This window comes from Aurantimonas sp. C2-5-R2 (assembly GCF_036549495.1).
Lineage (GTDB): Bacteria > Pseudomonadota > Alphaproteobacteria > Rhizobiales > Rhizobiaceae > Aurantimonas > Aurantimonas coralicida_A.
The window spans coordinates 12,644-30,566 of record NZ_JAZHLJ010000047.1 but is presented as its reverse complement, the minus strand read 5'-3'; the positions used below and the strand labels follow the sequence as shown (position 1 = coordinate 30,566).

15 protein-coding genes and 2 pseudogenes are annotated in these 17,923 nt (G+C 63.9%); 3 read left to right on the top strand and 14 right to left on the bottom strand.

Annotated elements, in window-relative coordinates; all coding sequences use genetic code 11:
* Positions 1-309 precede the first annotated feature (309 nt).
* Positions 310-1,905: pseudogene (gene ctaD / locus VQ044_RS17240) on the top strand (cytochrome c oxidase subunit I); the annotation flags it as partial.
* Between the two features lie 1,105 nt (positions 1,906-3,010).
* On the opposite strand, the gene VQ044_RS17235 reads toward ctaD, so the two are convergent.
* The 9 genes from VQ044_RS17235 to VQ044_RS17195 form a co-directional block, all read right to left on the bottom strand.
* The gene (locus VQ044_RS17235) at positions 3,011-3,355 is read right to left on the bottom strand and encodes a RidA family protein (RefSeq protein WP_327648664.1); all 345 of its coding nucleotides are present in this window, start codon (positions 3,353-3,355) and stop codon (positions 3,011-3,013) included.
* Complete coding sequence (locus VQ044_RS17230; RefSeq protein WP_327648665.1) at positions 3,352-4,518, bottom strand: NAD(P)/FAD-dependent oxidoreductase; 1,167 nt, start codon at positions 4,516-4,518, stop codon at positions 3,352-3,354. Before VQ044_RS17230 ends, VQ044_RS17235 begins: the two co-directional genes overlap by 4 nt.
* Before the next feature lie 123 nt (positions 4,519-4,641).
* Positions 4,642-6,027: an FAD/NAD(P)-dependent oxidoreductase gene (locus VQ044_RS17225; RefSeq protein WP_327651119.1), complete on the bottom strand. Its 1,386-nt coding sequence runs from the start codon at positions 6,025-6,027 to the stop codon at positions 4,642-4,644.
* Positions 6,024-6,314, bottom strand: a complete 291-nt coding sequence (locus VQ044_RS17220) for a (2Fe-2S)-binding protein (protein WP_327648669.1) — start codon at positions 6,312-6,314, stop codon at positions 6,024-6,026. The genes VQ044_RS17225 and VQ044_RS17220 overlap by 4 nt, the downstream gene beginning before the upstream one ends.
* Positions 6,298-7,407 carry an NAD(P)/FAD-dependent oxidoreductase gene (locus VQ044_RS17215; RefSeq protein WP_327648671.1) on the bottom strand — a complete coding sequence of 370 codons (1,110 nt, stop codon included), beginning with the start codon at positions 7,405-7,407 and terminating at the stop codon, positions 6,298-6,300. The genes VQ044_RS17220 and VQ044_RS17215 overlap by 17 nt, the downstream gene beginning before the upstream one ends.
* Complete coding sequence (locus VQ044_RS17210) at positions 7,407-8,207, bottom strand: ABC transporter permease (protein WP_327648672.1); 801 nt, start codon at positions 8,205-8,207, stop codon at positions 7,407-7,409. The genes VQ044_RS17215 and VQ044_RS17210 overlap by 1 nt, the downstream gene beginning before the upstream one ends.
* Positions 8,204-9,061, bottom strand: coding sequence for an ABC transporter permease (locus tag VQ044_RS17205; protein WP_327648674.1), 858 nt, complete (start codon positions 9,059-9,061; stop codon positions 8,204-8,206). The genes VQ044_RS17210 and VQ044_RS17205 overlap by 4 nt, the downstream gene beginning before the upstream one ends.
* On the bottom strand, positions 9,058-10,119 hold the full coding sequence (locus VQ044_RS17200; RefSeq protein ID WP_327648675.1) for an ABC transporter ATP-binding protein: 1,062 nt from the start codon (positions 10,117-10,119) through the stop codon (positions 9,058-9,060). The genes VQ044_RS17205 and VQ044_RS17200 overlap by 4 nt, the downstream gene beginning before the upstream one ends.
* Before the next feature lie 84 nt (positions 10,120-10,203).
* The gene (locus VQ044_RS17195) at positions 10,204-11,238 is read right to left on the bottom strand and encodes an ABC transporter substrate-binding protein (protein ID WP_327648676.1); all 1,035 of its coding nucleotides are present in this window, start codon (positions 11,236-11,238) and stop codon (positions 10,204-10,206) included.
* Positions 11,239-11,352: 114 nt separating this feature from the next.
* Here VQ044_RS17195 and VQ044_RS25765 point away from each other — a divergent pair.
* Positions 11,353-11,532, top strand: a pseudogene (locus VQ044_RS25765) (helix-turn-helix domain-containing protein); the annotation flags it as partial.
* 54 nt (positions 11,533-11,586) lie between these two features.
* The gene (locus VQ044_RS17190; protein ID WP_327648677.1) at positions 11,587-12,396 is read left to right on the top strand and encodes a LysR substrate-binding domain-containing protein; all 810 of its coding nucleotides are present in this window, start codon (positions 11,587-11,589) and stop codon (positions 12,394-12,396) included.
* Between the two features lie 156 nt (positions 12,397-12,552).
* Here VQ044_RS17190 and VQ044_RS17185 read toward each other — a convergent pair whose 3' ends face one another.
* From VQ044_RS17185 to VQ044_RS17165, 5 genes are read right to left on the bottom strand one after another with little or no spacing between them, the layout of a single operon-like run.
* A complete protein-coding gene (locus tag VQ044_RS17185; protein WP_327648678.1) occupies positions 12,553-13,917 on the bottom strand; it encodes a four-carbon acid sugar kinase family protein in 1,365 nt (454 codons plus the stop codon).
* Positions 13,914-15,158 carry a ribulose-bisphosphate carboxylase large subunit family protein gene (locus VQ044_RS17180; protein ID WP_327648679.1) on the bottom strand — a complete coding sequence of 415 codons (1,245 nt, stop codon included), beginning with the start codon at positions 15,156-15,158 and terminating at the stop codon, positions 13,914-13,916. The genes VQ044_RS17185 and VQ044_RS17180 overlap by 4 nt, the downstream gene beginning before the upstream one ends.
* 15 nt (positions 15,159-15,173) lie before the next feature.
* Complete coding sequence (locus VQ044_RS17175; RefSeq protein ID WP_327648680.1) at positions 15,174-16,142, bottom strand: NAD-dependent epimerase/dehydratase family protein; 969 nt, start codon at positions 16,140-16,142, stop codon at positions 15,174-15,176.
* Between the two features lie 33 nt (positions 16,143-16,175).
* Positions 16,176-17,468: a TRAP transporter large permease gene (locus VQ044_RS17170; protein WP_327648681.1), complete on the bottom strand. Its 1,293-nt coding sequence runs from the start codon at positions 17,466-17,468 to the stop codon at positions 16,176-16,178.
* Entirely contained in the window at positions 17,465-17,902 is a 438-nt protein-coding gene (locus VQ044_RS17165) for a TRAP transporter small permease (RefSeq protein WP_327648682.1), read from the bottom strand. Before VQ044_RS17165 ends, VQ044_RS17170 begins: the two co-directional genes overlap by 4 nt.
* Positions 17,903-17,923: the final 21 nt, after the last annotated feature.

The window sequence follows — 17,923 nt, the reverse complement described above, 5'->3', positions numbered from 1 at the left end:
GGGGGTGGATGTGATGAGCCGACATGTGGAAGCGATCGACCCTCGATCTCCGATGAGGACGACCGAAACGGTGGGGCGGGCCGGTCCAACGGATTATCCAGCTCTCTCCGGCGATAGGGGGCCGATTTCAGCTATCGGACGGATGCATCCGCAGACCATGGGCGGACGAATTTTGTAGTCGCCATCACGCCTTTCTTCCCTGCGGCGGGACATCGTGCATCCAGCATCGGTGAATGGTCGACGGCGGCGCGTCGCGCAATGCAGCGCTGCCAAGGGTGCTGAGCGCCAAGAAGAGGTTCAATGAAGATTATGGCCTATGCGGTTTTTCACACCACCCAAAACGATCGCAAGCCGTCCGGCTGGAAACGCTGGGTCTATTCGACGAACCATAAAGATATCGGGACGCTCTATCTGATCTTCGCGATCTGCGCGGGCATCGTCGGCGGCGGGCTCTCCATTGCGATGCGCATGGAGCTCCAGGAACCGGGCATGCAGATCTTCGGCGATCCGCAGCTCTACAACGTGTTCGTGACCGCTCACGGCTTGATCATGATCTTCTTCGCAATCATGCCGGCGCTGATGGGCGGGTTTGCCAATTGGATGATTCCGATCATGATCGGCGCGCCGGACATGGCGTTCCCGCGTCTCAACAACATCTCGTTCTGGTTTCTCGTTGCGGCCTATCTTCTGTTCGTGACGTCGCTGTTCGTCGAGGGAGCTCCCGGTTCCAACGGCGCTGGCACCGGCTGGACCCTGTATCCGCCGCTTTCCACGATCGGTCATCCAGGTCCTGCTGTCGACCTGGCGATCGTCTCGATCCATATTGCTGGCGCGTCCTCGATTCTGGGTTCGATCAACTTCATCACCACCATCCTCAACATGCGCGCGCCGGGCATGACCCTGCACAAGATGCCGTTGTTTGCCTGGGCGGTTCTGGTCACAGCCTTCCTGCTGCTGTTGTCGCTGCCGGTGCTCGCCGGAGCGATCACCATGCTGCTCACCGACCGCAATTTCGGCACGACCTTCTTCGATCCATCGGGGGGCGGTGATCCGATCCTGTACCAGCATCTGTTCTGGTTCTTTGGCCATCCGGAAGTCTACATCATGATCCTGCCGGGTTTCGGCGTGATCAGTCACGTCATCTCGACCTTCTCGAAGAAGCCGGTGTTCGGCTATCTCGGAATGGCCTACGCCATGGTCGCGATCGGCATCGTCGGCTTCGTTGTGTGGGCCCACCACATGTTCACAACGGGCATTTCACTCAACGCGCAGCGCTACTTCATGTTCGCGTCCATGGTGATCGCCGTGCCCACGGGCATCAAGATCTTTTCCTGGATCGCGACGATGTGGGGCGGTTCGATCACCTTCCGCGTTCCGATGCTGTGGGCGGTCGGTTTCATCATCGTGTTCACTATCGGCGGCGTCACCGGCGTGATAGTCGCCAATGCCGGCCTGGACCGCGTGTTGCACGATACCTATTACGTCGTCGCGCACTTCCACTATGTGCTGTCGCTGGGCGCCGTCTTCGCGATATTCGCCGCCTGGTACTACTGGTTCCCGAAAATGACGGGCTACATGTACAACGAGACGATCGGCAAGATTCACTTCTGGACGACATTCGTCGGCGTCAATATCCTGTTCTTCCCGCAGCACTTCCTCGGCGCTGCGGGCATGCCGCGCCGCTATATCGATTACCCGGAAGCCTTCGCCGGCTGGAATTTCGTTTCCTCGATAGGCTCCTACATCTCCGGCGTTGCGCTGTTGGTCTTCCTCTACGGCGTGTGGGAGGCCTTCACCCGGAAGCGACTTGCCGGCGCCAATCCCTGGGGCGAAGGCGCGACATCGCTGGAGTGGCAACTGTCGTCGCCGCCACNCCTCTACGGCGTGTGGGAGGCCTTCACCCGGAAGCGACTTGCCGGCGCCAATCCCTGGGGCGAAGGCGCGACATCGCTGGAGTGGCAACTGTCGTCGCCGCCACCCTACCACCAATGGGAAGAGCTGCCGCGCGTCCGTTAAGGACGGTACGAATGGCGCGATGGGAGCACGAGGTTACCCGCACCTTGCTCGACAAAGCGACTGGGTCACGCTCGACCATCGTTTCCAGCTGAGGCGACCATCCCCGTTCCAGAGGGCCCCGCCACCTCGTTCGCCGTGTGAATCTGCCTCGTCGCGAGGTTCATATCCAAACCGACATGTAATTCCATCGCTGGTCGTCCGTGAAGAACGCCGATCGGGGACGAATGGGGGGCTCTTCGGGCTCGTCCTTCATTCGACGCGGTCAGGCGTTGGCGAGCCGCGGCTGGGTTTTGTGCAGGAGCAGCGCAATCAGGACACGCCAAANCCCTACCACCAATGGGAAGAGCTGCCGCGCGTCCGTTAAGGACGGTACGAATGGCGCGATGGGAGCACGAGGTTACCCGCACCTTGCTCGACCCAAAAGAAGAACTGGACGGACGACCCTGCGGCCGCAAGCACCGACGTCGATGCGCGCAAGCTGGCCGCGATATACGGCCGCGGCGCCCCCCATGTCCGGCGCAAATTCCGGCTGAAATGCTATCGCTGTGGTTCAAATGAGATCGAGTATCGGGTTCGAGCCAACGAACATTGCTCCGTTGGCGCCGAACCCATTTGCTCTTTCATGATCCGCTGGCCGCTCTCCGGCCTTCTCCTCCGCCGCTCGCCGGAGGTTCGGCGCGAGGCAGCCGTCCTGGTTACGGTGCATGGCGCGCAAGGGATCTGGATCGAAGCGCGCGAGCGGCCGCGGGGCAGCGGTGCGAAGCGAGCGCCGGGAGGCCGACTATCAGCGCCAGTAGCGCTACTGGACGGCCGTCATGCGCGAGATCAACCGCGGTTCATTCGAGCGAACGGCCGTCACGCCTCCACGTCGGACGTTCCATATTTCCATCTAGATGCGGCGGCTCCGGCAACCGGGTTTCTTCGCGACGCCGACAGCCCGATGGCGCGAAATGATGAATGCGCCTCGAACTCCTGAGAGCCGAGGCGCAGGCGTTTACTTGGCAGCGGATACGACGACTTCGATCAGCACGTCCTTGCCAAGTTCGGCAACACCGATTGTCGCACGGGTCGGCAGGTGTTCGGCCGGGATCCACTCCAGCCAGGCTTCGTTCATGCCGTCCTTCTGGGCAAAATCCGAAATATAGATCATCGCCGTCAGAAGCTTCTCCTTCGAAGAGCCGACCTTGGCCAGAAGATCGTCGATCTTGGCGCAGATCTCGGCGGTCTGGCCCTTCATGTCCTTGGACTTGTCGTCGGCGACGAGGCCGCCGAAATAGAGCACGTCGTTATGCTCAACGACGCGATGATTGATCTTGGTCTGGATATGGCGAGTGATCACGCGGAGTGTCCTTGGTCTGGCGTGAGTGGTGATCCGGAGGCTCTGGCCCCCGGGGCGAAACGGGTGATGGAAAATGGCGCGATCGGCGCGTTGGTGCGGCCGCCGGAGACCAGTTCGGCCATGATCTCGCCGACCCCTGGCCCCATCTGGAAGCCATGGGCCGAAAAGCCGAAGGCGTGATAAGCGCCCTCCTGCGTCGATGATGGCGAGATCACCGGGATGTCGTCGGGCATGCGCCCCTCGATGCCGGCCCAGGATCGCACGATCGTCGCGCCGCGCATGATCGGGAAGATCGCGATCGCGGTCTCGGCGGTCTGCTGCAGTTCGCCGAAGACCATCTCGGACACGTTGGTCTCGGGTCTTGCCCGGCCGAGCCTCCCGCCACCGATGACGACGGTTCCGTTGGCCATCTGCTTGAAGGAAAGCGGCCGACCGGTGCCGCCGACCACCGCGTCGCAGAAACGCGGCATGCGCTGAGTGACGATCATCATCGGGGCGATCGCCTCAACCGGCACCGGTTCGCCGAGCTGGCGGGCGATCTCGCCGGCCCACGCCCCGGCGCAGTTGAGAAGCCTGCGCGCGGTGAAGTCGCCGCGATCGGTCCTCGCCCTGAAATCGGGACCGACCCGTTCGACCGTGTGGACGCGACAGTTCTCCTCGAAACGGACCCCGAGCGATCGCGCCTTGCGCTGGAAGGCGAAGGTCGTCTGGTAGGGCAGGGCAAAGCCATCGTCGAGGCTGGCGAGTCCGCCGACGCAGTGCTCGGCCACCGCCGGAAGCTCCTCGCGCAGGCGCTTCCGGTCGAGGATGACCTCGTGTTCGAACCCCATGGTCCGCAGGTCGGCTGCGCGGGCGGCGAGCGTCTCGAGTTCAGCTTCGGTTTCGGCGACCTTGATCTGCGGAGCTCTCTGGAACCCGCAATCGTCGTCGACGAGGTCCCCTATCCGATGCCAGATCTCCATCGAGCGCTGGGAGATCGGCACTTCCGCGTAGTGGCGGCCGAGCCGGCGCACGCCGCCGGCATTTACGCCCGAGGCGTGGCGCGCCACCGTGTCCTTCTCGATCACGACGACGTCGAGACCGCGCAGGGCGGCGTGGAGTGCCGCCGAGCAGCCATGGATGCCACCACCGATGACGAGAAGATCCGCCGTCCGGTTGGTCATGAGCAACGCCTTTCGGGTCAGGGCACGGACCGGAAAGCGGCGAACCGGCTTTCCGCAAGGACTATGGTCGAACAAACGGCTGGAGCGCGACCGACGATACGCATCGTGCGGTCGAAACGCATGCTATTCGGCCGCTTCGCGCGGCGCCCCGCGATCCAGCCCGGCCAGTTCCGACAGCAGCAGCGGCTTCAGCGGCGGGCGGATGCGATAATAGTCGATGGCAGACGGCTCCTCACCGCGCGCGGCGGCGATGATCTCGGTGACGGCAAGGCCGCACATCCGCCCCTGGCAAGGCCCCATGCCGGATCGCAGGAACGACTTGATCTGGTTCGGCCCCGGAGCGCCGAGCGCCACCGCCTCGCGGATCTGGCCGGCGGTGATTTCCTCGCAGCGGCAGACCATTGTTGAATCATGCGGCGCGAGCACGTCCTGCGACGGCGCATAGAGCGCTTCAAGAAGCGGCCGCACGGCGGCGTCCCTGCGCAGTTCGGCTCGCAGTCCTTCGCGCCCTTTCGGGGAAGACTTGCCGGCTTTCTCGGCGATCCGCATTGCGACCAGCCGGCCGCGCATTGCCGCCGACTTCGCGCCGCCGATACCGGCGCCGTCACCAGCGACGAAAACGTCCGCCACACTCGTCTCGAAATTCTCGTCGAGGACCGGCAGGAAGGCGCGCTGGCTGGCGTCGAAGCGATGTTCGCAATTGAGCAGCCGGGTGATCTGCTGGTTTGGCACGACCCCCTGATGCAGGGCGACGTGGCCGGTCTCGATCCGGTGCCGCGTTCGGCCACTGGTGAAGGTCACAGCCGCTGCGGCGGTTTCCCCTTCGACGACGATGTTCCCTGCGTCGCGGTGGACCGGCACGCCGGTCTTCTTCACCGCCCGCATCATGGCGAAGCCCTTGGCGAGATAGCGCCAGCCCGGCAAGGCCTTGCCGAGATGCCTCGCCGCTTCGCCGTAACGGCTCCGCGGCACGGTCTCGACGATGGCCTTCGGCGACGCGCCGGCGGCGATCAGCTGGGTCGCGGCCAGCCAGAGCAGCGGGCCGGAGCCGACGAGGACGACGTCCTCCATCACGATTCCCGACGTCTTGAGCAGGATCTGCACCGCGCCGACGCTTGTGACGCCGGGCAATGTCCAGCCGGGCATCGGCGTCGGCCGCTCGATGGCTCCGGTCGCGACCACGAGACTGTTCGCAGAGACGCTGTGCGAGTTGCCGCCAGCTGAGTAGTCGATGCGTTTTCCGCCGTCGATGTTCCAGACGACCGCGCCGGGCACGTATTCAGCATTCGACGCACGCAGCGCCGCAGCGAGCTCTGCACCGGTGTCATAGTCCGGCCCGAGGATCCTCCGACGCGCGGCGTCCGACGCCTCAACGTCGCGATAGATCTGGCCGCCGGGCCGCGTCTGCTCGTCGAGAACGAGGGTCGAAAGCCCTGCCTGGCTGGTCTCTGCCGCCGCCGCCATGCCGGCCGGGCCGGCGCCGACGATCACCACGTCGAAACTTTTCATGCCACCACCTCGTCCGCCTTCTGACGGCAAACGTTCATTCCCGGCCGCACCTCGATCATACAGGCCTGCCGGTTCGGCACGCCGTCGATCTCGACCAGGCATTCGAAGCAGACGCCCATCATGCAGAAGGGGCCGCGCGGCGCGCCGGTGACGACCGACTGGCGCGTCGTTGTCTCGCCGTTAGCGATCAGCGCTGCGGCGATCGTCTCGCCCGCGCGCGCCGACATCTCCTTTCCCTCGAAGGTGAAGCGGACCGTCTCACCGGTCCCGTCAATTCGCTGGGGCATTGAACCTCCTTGCGGTGAATGCGGACAGTTCCTCGCCGAGTTCGCCGCGGGCGATCATCGGTGCGAGAGCGAGCGCGTGGGAGCCGGCGAGCGTCACGCCGGAATGGCAGTTGACCGAGAAGACGCCGGGATGCGTCTCGGACTGTTGGTAGATCGGAAAACCGTCCGGGCTCATGATCCTGAGCGCCGCCCAAGCGCGCACGATCCTGAGGTCCTTCAGGAATGGGAACATCCGGATCGCGCGGGAGGCCAGCGTCGCCATGACGTCGCTCGAGGAGGAGACGTCGAAGCCGACATCCTCGTGGCTGTCACCGATCAGGATCGAGCCCTCGCCGGTCTGCCGCACGACGTGGGTCGGAATCGAAAGGCGCGGCCGGGTGCGCTCGGTGACGAGGATCTGGCCCTTCAGCGGCGCGATCTTCAGGTCGAGGCCGACCATCTCCCCGAGTGGCTTGTTGCCGAGGCCGGCGGCGAGCACGACCTGCCCGGCGCGAAAGGTGCCGGCGCGGGTGGTGATGGCGTAGCCGTCGCCGTCGCGGCTGATCCCGGTCGCCCGCGCATCGGCGATGATCGTGCCGCCGCGCCGCTTCAGAGCGTCATGCAGCGCGCGCAACAGGTAGAGCGGGCTGGCGTGACCGTCATGTTCGCAATAGGTCCCGCCGACGACCTCCGGGCCAAGGCCCGGCAGCATCGCGTCGAGCTCCTGCCGGTCGACGATCCGCGCGCCGTAATGGGCGACGCCGTGGACGTTGTGGAGTCGGGCGAGCAGTGCCCGGCGACTGTCCATCTCCGTCTCGGACAGGCAGAAATGCACCCCGCCAGGCTTTGCATAGAAGGTCGAGACGCCGGTCTCGTCCTTCAGCATGGCGTCGAGGGATGGCCAGAGATCCGCACTCTTTCGAGTCCAGATGGCATAGTCAGGATAGCCGTCGCCCTTCGACTGCACCCAGACGAGGCCGAAATTGCCCCGTGAAGCGCGAAAGGCAACGTCGCCCTCGTCGAGAACGGTGACGGACAGACCTTCCCGGGCCAGACCGTAGGCGGTGGCTGCGCCGACGAGGCCGCCGCCGATGACGATCGTGTCGCTCGGCATCAGCGGGATCCTTCTCCGATGAGCAGACGGTCGAGCCCATAGATCCGGTCGACGATCAGCATCAGCGCGACAGTGAACAGGATGGCGACCGTCGAGACCGACGCGACCAGCGGGTCGGTAGTCTGGGTGATGTGCGAGAACAGCTTGACCGGCAGCGTCGTCGTCGCCGGATTGACGATGAAGACGGTGACCGTCAGCTCGTCGAAGCTGGTGATGAAGGCCAGCACCCAGCCGCCGACGATGCCCGGGATGATGGCCGGCAGGGTGATCCGCCGGAACACCGTCCAACCGCCCGCGCCGAGAGAAGTGGCGGCCCGCCCGATCGACGGATCGAGACCGGTGACAGAGGCGAGGACCAGCCGCAGCACGAACGGCACGATGATGACGACGTGGCAGAGGACGAGCCCCGAGAAAGTGCCGTTCATCCCGGCCATCGACAGGAAGCGCAGGAAGGCGATACCGAGCACGACGGTGGGCACAGTCAGCGGCGACAGGAACAGCGCCTGCAGCGCATCCCGCCCGCGGAACCGGCCGCTGCCGATCGCCAGTCCGGCCGGGATGCAGATCACCGTGGCGATGGTCGCCGAGGCGACGCCGAGCTGAAGGCTGACGATCGCGGCGTCGATGAAGTCGGGATTGTCGAGGATCGCCTGGAACCAGCGCAGCGAGATGCCGCTCGGCGGGAATTCGAGGAACCCTTCCGGCGTGAACGAGACGCCGACGACGACAATCAGCGGCGCCAGCATGAAGGCCGCGAAGACGAGGCTGAAGAGCTTGGCGAAGGAGCCGTTGGTTCTCATTCGAACACTCCCGCGAAACGCTTCTCCACCAGCCGGTTCCAGGCCACCATGATGGCGAGGACGGAAACGAGAAGAATGACCGCGATCGCCGCGCCAAGCGGCCAGTTCAGCGTGTTCAGGAATTCGTCGTAGACGGTGGTCGAGGCCACCTTGACCCGCCGTCCGCCGAGGATCGCCGGCGTCGCGAAGGCGCTGGCCGAGAGCGAGAAGACGATCAGCGAGCCGGAAAGGATGCCTGGCATAGCCTGCGGCAGGACGATCCGCCGGAACACCGTCAGCGGCTTCGCCCCGAGGGATTCGGCCGCCCTCTCGGTGGCCGGGTCCTGGCGCTGCAGCGCCGCCCAGATCGCGAGGATCATGAAGGGCACCATCACATGGACGAGGGCGATGACGATGCCGCCAGAGGTGTACATCATCTTCAGCGGCCGCTCGATCAGGCCGAGATGGGTAAGCGCCTCGTTGATCACGCCCCGGTTGCCCAGAAGGATCGCCCAGCCGAGCGTGCGCACCACCACCGAGATCAGCAGCGGCCCGAGCACGACGAGGATCATCACCGATCGCCAGAACGGATGCATGCGCAGCAGGAAATAAGCTTGGGGTGTCCCGATCAGCGCGCAGATCACCGTCGTCGCCAGGGCGATCAGGAAGGTGCGCAGGAAGATCTCGTAGAAATAGCTGTCGCCGAGGACATCGGCGTAGTTATGGAAGCCGAAGGTCGGCTTGATGCCGCCATAGAAGTCGAAGCTGTTGAATGAAAGTACCGCCGTCATGACGAGCGGGGTCACCAGCATGACGGCGAAGAGCACGAGCGCCGGGGCGCTCAGGAGCCACGGACGGGCACTGCTATTCGTCATGCCGCCGCCTCCGCGGCGAGCAGGCGCAGATGGTCGCGATGCCAGTTCAGATGGACGGTCTCGCCGAGTTCCGGCTCGCGCCGGCCGCTGTTGCTGCGCACGACGAGCAGCGCGCCGAGCGGCGTATCGACCTTCAGCAGCCATTGGTCACCGAGGAAAACCCGCTCGATCACCTGGCCGGGCACGATCGCCTCGCCCTCGGCGCAGAACTCGATCCGCTCAGGCCGCAGCGACATCAGCACGGGTCCGGGCGCACCGGCCGAGGCCGGGCCGTCCAGCGTGAGGTCGCCGCAGCGCAAGATCGTGCCCTCGGCGCTCTGGCTTTCGAGATGGGCGTTGATGACGTTGCTCTTGCCGAGGAACGACGAGACGAAGGCGTCCTTCGGCCGGTCATAAGCGTCGAAGGGCGAAGCCTCTTGGACCAGGCGACCGCCCTGCATGACGGCGATTCGGTCGCTGAGGGCCATCGCTTCCGACTGGTCGTGTGTGACGAGCAACGTGGTCACGCCGGCTTCCTGCTGGATTCGCCTCAGTTCCAGCTGCATTTCCTCGCGCAGCTTGGCATCGAGATTGGAAAGCGGCTCGTCGAGCAGCAAGAGTTCGGGCTCGATGACGAGGGCTCGGGCGAGCGCCACGCGCTGGCGCTGGCCGCCCGACATCTGCCGCGGATACCGGCCGGAGAGGTTCGACAGATGGACGAGATCGAGGGTCTGGTCGATCCGCCGCCGACGCTCGTTGGCGGGAATTTTCCGCATTTCCAGCCCGAATCCGACATTCTCCTCCACCGTCATGTGGGGAAACAGCGCATAGGTCTGGAAGACGATGCCGAGACCGCGCTGGCGGGCCGGCACCCTGGCCAGATCCCGGCCGTTCAGCGAGATCGATCCACCGGAGGGCGTCTCGAAACCGGCGATCATCTGCAGCGTCGTCGTCTTGCCGCAGCCCGACGGGCCCAGCAGAGAAACGAACTCGCCTCGCTCGACTGAGAGTGTGAAGCGATCGACTGCCACGGTCTCACCGAAGCGCTTGGTCAGATCGCGAAGTTCCAGAATTGCCATTGCCGTTCGCTCAACCCGCCGGGAGATCGTCTTCCTGCGGGGCGGGATTGAAGCCCGCCCCGCCGATCGCTTGATGCGCTCGTGTCAGCGCTCGACTTCGCGCGCCCAGCGCTGGGTCCATTCCTGGCGGTTCTGGTTGATCGTGTCCCAGTCGACCGCGATCAGCTTGGAGATCTTCTCCGGGCCGTAGGGCAGCGTGTCGGCGAGTTCCTTCGGCAGCTCGGTCGTCTTGTTGACCGGTCCGGAACCCATGGCGTCGCCGAGCTTGACCTGGATTTCCGGGTCGAGAAGATACTTCACGAAGGCCTGCGCCTCGTCCGGAACGTCGGTCTCGACGACCGGGCAGGCGGCCAGCATCAGGGCGACGGCGCCTTCTTCCGGATAGGCGAACTTCGCCGGGAAGCCCGTGTCGGCGAGGGACTTGGTCCGGCCCGATCCCCAGATCGAGACGGCAATCTCCTTCGACTGGAAGATCTCCGACATCTTGCCCGAAGACGGTTCGAAGACGAGGACGTTCGGCGCGACGTCGTCGGCCATCGCCGTGAAACCGGGGTCGATATCCTTCTCGCCGCCGCCGTTTAGCCGCGCCATCATCACCAGCGTATGGAGGCCGTAGGTGTTGGAGATCGGCGGGATCGACAGAAGCTGGTCGTATTTCGGGTCGGTTAGGTCCTTCCAGCTCTTCGGGGCATCCCAGCCTTCCTTCTCGAACCATTCGGCATTGTAGGCAAAGCCGGTGGCGACGAAGCCGATGCCGATCGAGTTGGGCCCGAGCTTTGCGATGTCGTAAATGTCGTCCGAGGCGACGTCGGCCGCGAGCGGCGCACAGAAGCCGAGGGCGTCGGCCTGGTACATCGGACCGTCGTCGAGGATCACCACGTCGAGTTCCTGATTGCCCTTCTGGGCCTGCAGGCGGGCGAGGTTCTCGGTTGAATTGCCTGCGACGAACTGGATCGTCACATCATGGGACTTCTCGAACTCCGGTATGATGAGTTCCTTCATCAACGTCTCGAACGAGCCGCCGTAACCGCCGACGGTCAGCGTCTTGGTCTGCGCATGGGCGCTCGTCGCTGCTAGAAGCGAGCCCGCCGCGGCGAGCATGGCGATATGTTTCTTCATGAAGTCCCCCTACCGATCCCAGTTTGTAAGCAGGCCCATCGTTTGGGCATTTCCCATTCCATGCAAATGAAATTATAGGATAGAGCCATTCCATAAGGTTATAAGGTCGTCAGAATGCCGCAACCCAACATGCGCCAATTATCGGCCTTCAACGCCGTGATGAAGGCGGGCTCGGTCACCGAGGCAGCCGAACGCCTGTTCGTGACCCAGCCTGCGGTCACCAAGCTCCTGAAGGGGTTCGAGGAGGCCTGCGGCTTTTCCCTCTTCCATCGCGGGCAGGGCCGGCTGAAGCCGACAGTCGAAGCCAGGCAGCTGTTTGCCGAGACCGAGACGATCGAGGCTGGTCTGATGCGCATCACCCGCCTGGCGGAATCGATCCGCAATCTCGAGCGCGGCGAGGTGTCGGCCGTGACCTTTCCGGGGCTCGGCATGCACATCGCACCGCAAGCGGCGGCCTCGCTTCTCAAGCGCAGCCCGGAACTGCGGCTGCAACTCTTCACCCGCACGTCGCGCAGCATCGAGGATTCGATGGTCACCGGCAAAGCCGATTTCGGGATCAGCCTGTTGCCGGCGACGTCGCCCGCGCTCGATACGCGCGAATTCGAGGCGATCGAACTGGTCTGCGTGGTCCCTGCGGACCACCGGCTCTCCAGAGCCGCGATGATCGACATCAAGGAACTCGACGGCGAGCAACTGGTCGCGCTCGGGCGGGAAGATCTCTCGTTCCCGATCATCGAAGCGGCGTTCCAGGGAGCCGGCGCGCGCATGCGGCCAGTCGCCGAGGTGCAGATGGCGGATGCGGCCTGCGCCATTGTCGCCGAGGGCTACGGCGTGTCGATTGTCCCGTCACTGGCTTCAGCAGGGGCACGGGATGGCCGTCTAGCCTTTCGCCCGCTACGGCAGCATATCAGGATGACATCCTGGCTCGTCACGCCAAAAGGCGAAAAGCTGTCCATGCTGGCTAACATCTTCCTTGACGAGATCCGAACACGGATCCGACGACTTCAGGTGCCGCAGAGCCTTGCAAACAAACCGGCTCCGGGTTCGCCCTATGAATTGAGCGAGTTGTTAAAAATACCAACAGCTGACCGGCGGCCGAGTGAGCTTTCCTTGGAAGCGAAAACACTGGACCCCATGGCCTTTCCGCCCGAAGAATGACCGCTCAGGGCCCAAGCCAGTCGTTTGCGGCTTTGCCAATGACAACTGGAAGCCGAACGGCAGCTTTCTCAGTGGGCGGATTGGATTCCGAATGGTCTCCTTACGGCCCTGAGCGGTCGATTAGTACTGCCCAGGTGAATGACCCGCTCACGGCCATCAACTCTCGCCGCGAGCATCGAGAAAAAGCGACGGTTCTCCGAGCTGGCCGCCCTTGAGAACGACCTCGAGGCCGTCGAATTCCGGCGATCGGCTGTGACACCGGCAAACTGGCGCGCCCTTGCCGAGAGGGTAGGCGATTTCCAACGCCGTCACCGGCGAGGCTTCGAGGACTCGTCCGGCCGTGTCGCCGCCGGCCACGACGAGCCGGCGCAGGCCGAGGCGCAGTACGGCTTCGGCCGCTATGAGGCCCAGAGTGCGACCAATCGCGTCCTGCGCCTCGGAGAAGGGAATGCACCGTTCGGTGGCGAGAGCCCTGAGTGCGGCGAAAGCCGGATCGTCGATGGTCTTGGCCGCGAACACGACAACTCCTGCGGCTCGACCCAACGCTGCGTCGATCGCCCGTTGGATCCGTTCGATCTCGAGCGGCGCGGCGGCCGGGTCGATCGCCTTCGCGACATCCAGGCGGATCGTTTCGAAACCGTTCGCCTCGGCGACATCGATCTGCTCCGCGGTGACCGGCGAGCAGCTGCCGGACAACACCAGAAGCCGGTCAACGGGCGGCATCGGTGGAAAGCTCTCCGCGGTCGCGGGCAGAAGCCCGGTTCGACGCCAATGCGCCACCAATGCGTATTGGAGCCCGGACGAAGAGGCGCTGAACACGGACCCGTCGCCGCCCTCCCAGACCAGGCGTCCCGCTTCGGCCTGGGTGGCATCGTCCGCAACGTCGATGAAGACCACCGTTCCGCGCTGATGTCTTGCATGCGCCGCGGCTTTCATGGCCGTCCCGTTCGCGAGGGCTGCGACATCGATCGATAAGATGCTTCTGTCGGTCTGCGCTGCCAGATGGAGGCGGAGATCGGCCTCTTTCATCGGCGTTACCGGATGCCGCGACATCGTCGGATGCCGGTCAATGCGGTAACGGTCGGCGCCGGCCGCCGCAAACAGGTTGGCGAAGACTTGCCAACGGCCGAGCTGCGGCGCTCCCACGATCGATGGCGACCACGCACCGTCAACGATCGCGTCGCCAATATCGATCGCCCGCCCGATCGAGCCGATATTCGTCGACGAATCGAAGGTGGAGCAGACCTTGTACTGAAGAATTCTTGGAGAAAGCGCGGCGAGCGCTCGAAACGGACCTCGCAGATGCTCATCCATCCATTCCGGAGATCGCGAGCGAGCCGTTCCCGCGATCCCGATGACCGGATAGTCGGCGAAACGAGCGAGATCGTCGGCGTCCGGCGTTCGTGTAAAGAGAATGGTGCGCAATCCCGCGAAGGCGGTCACCTCCATGGCGTCGGTCGAGCCTGTGAAGTCATCTCCGTAGAAGGCGAGGAGAACGCCGGCGGGAAGGCTCGCCGTCATGCGAATTTCTTGACTGCTGCGGCCAGATCCGGTGACGCCGCCGCCGCTTCGTGCAGCGGCACGCCCTGCATCGCCGCGTCCCAGGCTTCTCTCAAAGAGCGCACACCTGCCGCGATGCCCGACGGATGCGCGACGATACCCCCGCCGGCGCAGTAGATGAGGTCTCGTGAGCCGAGACGCTTCCACGTTCCCTCTGCCTGCTTCACGCTTTGCCCCGACGAAAACACCGGCATGACCAGGTCCGGACGGGTTTCCGAAATGGGGCTTAGGCAGGCTTTGGCCGACGCGATGACGCTGTCGTCAGGCTCCCAGAACTTGTTCGACAATCCGTTGACATGCATGTGGTCGACGCCGATGAGGCGCCAGAGCTTCTGCCAGGCGATGTAGGACCAGCCATTGTCCGGCGAGCGCCCGAGATATCCCCAGCCGTTGCGGTGTGCGTGGATCGGAAGGCGGGAATGACGGCGTAACGCGGTCATTCCCGTGAGCCCGATGCTGTTGAGGCTTACCATGACGCAGGTCCCGCCAAGCTTTTCGACGAGGTCGTGGCGGTGCAGCATTTCGTCGATTTCGCCGGTCAGATTGACGGCGTACATCACTTTGCGACCTGTCCGATCCGCGTGGCGCGCGATGACCGCCATCACCGCAGCGAGCCGCTCCTCGAATGGGCAATGGGACCCATCGGCCTGAAGTTCATCGTCCTTGATGAAGTCGATGCCGCCTTCGCACAATTGGTCGACGAGAGCCGCGGTTTCGGCGGGGCCGAGACCGACCGACGGCTTCACGATGGTGCCGATCAGCGGACGGTCCTCGACATTCGCAAGCCGGCGCGTGCCCTCTATGCCGAATGCGGGGCCGGGATATCGCTCGGCGAAGGCGGAAGGAAGATGGAGGTCGACGAGTTTGAGCCCCGCGACCTCCCGCAATTCGAAGAGGTTGCCGGCGACGGTGGCGACGAGGTTGGGCAGTGACGGTCCGATATTGGCGAGAGGCCAGGATAAGGTCATGGCGAAGGACCGCGAGACGTCGCCGGTGGCGCCGGGCAACGGTGCCAGACCACTATCGTCGATCTCCTCGAGGCGATCGACCCGGGCGGCCGACCGTGCCTTGAGTTCCGCGCTTTCACCCGGGATCGCCACGAACGTTCCCGAGGACTGCTCGCCGGCGATAATGTCCGCCACGCGCCGGGGATCCTGCGCGGTCCTGAGAACATATTCGGCGACTATGCGCTGATCCGTCATGGTGTCCCCCGTCCACTAGGTGCTGGTGATGGCGCCGACACCTTCGAGCCACGCGCGATAATCGCGCAGGCCCTCTCGGATGTCGGCGAAACGGGGCGCAAAGCCGAGGCGAGCACGCGCCTTGGAGATGTCGAGCGGGGCCCCGCGCTCAAAGAACAGGCCGGGTCCGATCGCCATGTTGCTGTCATGGCCGACAATTTCGGAAACGTGGCCGACGATGTCTCGGTGCGGGACGGCTACCCCGCAGGAGATGTTGAAAGCCTCGCCCGCAACCTCGGCCGGAGCGTCGAGCAACGCGACGACACCGGCGGCGGTGTCCCGGACATGGGTCCAGTCCAGCGATTGATCGCCCCCGTTCGGCGAGATGATGTCGGTTAGTCCTTCCAGGGGTCCGAACATCGCCTGATAGAGCACATGCATCCGTGACGGCAGCTTGCCGGGACCATAGACGAAGTAGAGGCGTGCATTGCGCACGTCGATGCCGTAGGTCTGACCATATTGCAGCGCCAGCACCTCGTTCGAGGCCTTCGTCGCGCCGTAGAGGTCGGTGACCTTGACCGGTGTTTCCTCGGTCTGGCCGCCGGGCTGATCCCCGTAGATTGCGCCGGAGCTGAGGTTCACGAACTTCGGAACGCCGAGGATGCGACAGGCCTCAAGGACGTTCAACATCCCGACGGTATTGATCTGTATATGGCGGAACGGACGCTTGGCGAAGTTAGGGCCGGCGATGACGGCGACCCCGAAGATCACGGCGTCGATCCGGCCTTCGTAGGCCTTCATGCGTTCGAACAGCGTATGCACGTCGAGAACATCGACATTCTCGAATGTCAGCCGGTCGCGGTGAGGCTCAAGATAATCGAGGCCCCGGCCGTCGAGACCGGCGGCGCCCAGATCGAAAATGACGACGTCTTCGCCGCGTGCAGCGAGATCGTGCGAGATCCAGGACCCGACATGTCCCAGACCGCCGAAGACGAGAGTTGTCATCGCAATACTCCGCTGGTGAGAACGAGGTGAGGCTCAGTTCAGGAGAAGATTCGGAATCGTCAGGACGAGCCAAGGCAGGAAGGTGATCGCGATCAGCATCGCGAACAACGGAATGTAGAAGGGCAGGATTTCCTTCACGAGACTGCCGAACGGAATGTCGGCAACCCGTTGAACCGTGAAGAGCACCGTTCCCACCGGCGGCGTTATCAGTCCGATCATCAGGTTGAAGATCATCATGACGCCAAAGTGGACCGGATCGATCCCGTAGCTGACGACCAGGGGCGTCAGGATCGGGGTTAGGAGAAACAACGCCGGAACCGAGTCGATAAAGCACCCGATCAGAAGGATGAACACGTTCAGAAGAGCAAGCAGGACATATTTGTTGTCGATATTGGCACCGAGATATTCGATGATCTGCGAAGTCACCTGGTAGCGCGCCAGGACCCAGGCATAGAGCGCCGAGCCGGCGATGATGATGAGTAGCGCTGCGGTGTCGACTGCGGTCTCCTTGCAAATCATCCAGAACTCCCGGACGGAGATCGTGCCGTAAACGAAGAAGGCGATGAGCGTGCAATAGACGACCGCGATCGCCGAGGCCTCGGTCGGCGTGAAGACGCCGGAAAGGATGCCGACGATAATGATCACCGGCGTCAGGATGGGGAGAAATCCGGATATGCAGGCGGAAGCGATCTGGCGCAGCGTGGCGCGCTGGGCGACCGGATAACCGCGCTTGTGCGAAAGATAGGCGACAAGAGCCATCAGCCCGAGGCCCATCAGGATGCCCGGAAGGATAGAGCCCAGAAAGACGGCGGCGATCGAGACGTTGGCGAGCGCGCCGTAGATCACTGCGGGAATGCTCGGCGGGATGATCGGGCCGATCGTCGCCGAACTGGCCGTTACGGCGGCGCTGAAGCCGCGGTCGTAGCCGTCGCGCTCCATGGCCCGCATCTGGAGTGGCCCCAGGCCGCCCGCGTCCGCGACGGCGGAACCGGACATGCCGGCGAAGATCATGCTGGAAAGGATGTTGACGTGGCCAAGGCCCCCGCGAAGATGCCCGACCAGGGAGCGCGCGATATTGAACACGCGATCTGAAATACCCGACGCGTTCATCAACCGACCGATCAGGAGAAAGGCCGGGATGGCGAGAAGGGTGAAGCTATTGACACCGTAAAGCGTCCGTTGTGCCAGCATTTCATAGGGAATGCTGTCGACGCCGCGGGTGGAGGCGAGAACAGCAAGCGAGGCGCCGATCATCGCGAAGCCGACGGGCACGCCGATGAAGAGCAAGACAAGCAGCGTGCCGAAGAGAGAAAGAAAGATGATCATGACGGCTTCCCCGTCCGCATCCCGAGGAATGCCCCCACGATGTCCTTGAGGAGTAGGGAAATCAGCATGACGATCCCGATCGCCTGGACGAGGTAAAGGTTGGCGAAGGACACGGGAATGGTGCTTGCGCTCACATTCTGAGTGCGGCCCATCATCTGGTAGGCGCCTATGACGACTGTCATTGCGATCCCTGCGGTGAGAACGTCTCCGACGATGTCGAACCAACGTTTGATCGGTTCCGGCAGAAGATCGATCAGAACGGTGATGCGGACCTGCGCGCCATGACGCTGGGCGATCGCCGCGCCGAAGAAGATCTCGGTGATGAACAGGAAGCGGGACGTCTCGTCGGTCCAAGGCACCCCGATACCGAGCACATAGCGCGAGGCGACCTGAACGAACATAACGACCAGCATGGTGACGAAGGCGGTCGTCATCACGACCTCCACAGCCAGCCA

What these genes read in the sequence shown, in the direction of transcription:
- VQ044_RS17230 (WP_327648665.1), bottom strand. Translation starts at nt 4,518, where the DNA reads ATGACCAACCGGACGGCGGATCTTCTCGTCATCGGTGGTGGCATCCAT.
- VQ044_RS17225 (WP_327651119.1), bottom strand. Translation starts at nt 6,027, where the DNA reads ATGAAAAGTTTCGACGTGGTGATCGTCGGCGCCGGCCCGGCCGGCATG.
- VQ044_RS17220 (WP_327648669.1), bottom strand. Translation starts at nt 6,314, where the DNA reads ATGCCCCAGCGAATTGACGGGACCGGTGAGACGGTCCGCTTCACCTTC.
- VQ044_RS17215 (WP_327648671.1), bottom strand. Translation starts at nt 7,407, where the DNA reads ATGCCGAGCGACACGATCGTCATCGGCGGCGGCCTCGTCGGCGCAGCC.
- VQ044_RS17210 (WP_327648672.1), bottom strand. Translation starts at nt 8,207, where the DNA reads ATGAGAACCAACGGCTCCTTCGCCAAGCTCTTCAGCCTCGTCTTCGCG.
- VQ044_RS17205 (WP_327648674.1), bottom strand. Translation starts at nt 9,061, where the DNA reads ATGACGAATAGCAGTGCCCGTCCGTGGCTCCTGAGCGCCCCGGCGCTC.
- VQ044_RS17200 (WP_327648675.1), bottom strand. Translation starts at nt 10,119, where the DNA reads ATGGCAATTCTGGAACTTCGCGATCTGACCAAGCGCTTCGGTGAGACC.
- VQ044_RS17195 (WP_327648676.1), bottom strand. Translation starts at nt 11,238, where the DNA reads ATGAAGAAACATATCGCCATGCTCGCCGCGGCGGGCTCGCTTCTAGCA.
- VQ044_RS17190 (WP_327648677.1), top strand. Translation starts at nt 11,587, where the DNA reads ATGCGCATCACCCGCCTGGCGGAATCGATCCGCAATCTCGAGCGCGGC.
- VQ044_RS17185 (WP_327648678.1), bottom strand. Translation starts at nt 13,917, where the DNA reads ATGACGGCGAGCCTTCCCGCCGGCGTTCTCCTCGCCTTCTACGGAGAT.
- VQ044_RS17180 (WP_327648679.1), bottom strand. Translation starts at nt 15,158, where the DNA reads ATGACGGATCAGCGCATAGTCGCCGAATATGTTCTCAGGACCGCGCAG.
- VQ044_RS17175 (WP_327648680.1), bottom strand. Translation starts at nt 16,142, where the DNA reads ATGACAACTCTCGTCTTCGGCGGTCTGGGACATGTCGGGTCCTGGATC.
- VQ044_RS17170 (WP_327648681.1), bottom strand. Translation starts at nt 17,468, where the DNA reads ATGATCATCTTTCTTTCTCTCTTCGGCACGCTGCTTGTCTTGCTCTTC.
- VQ044_RS17165 (WP_327648682.1), bottom strand. Translation starts at nt 17,902, where the DNA reads ATGACGACCGCCTTCGTCACCATGCTGGTCGTTATGTTCGTTCAGGTC.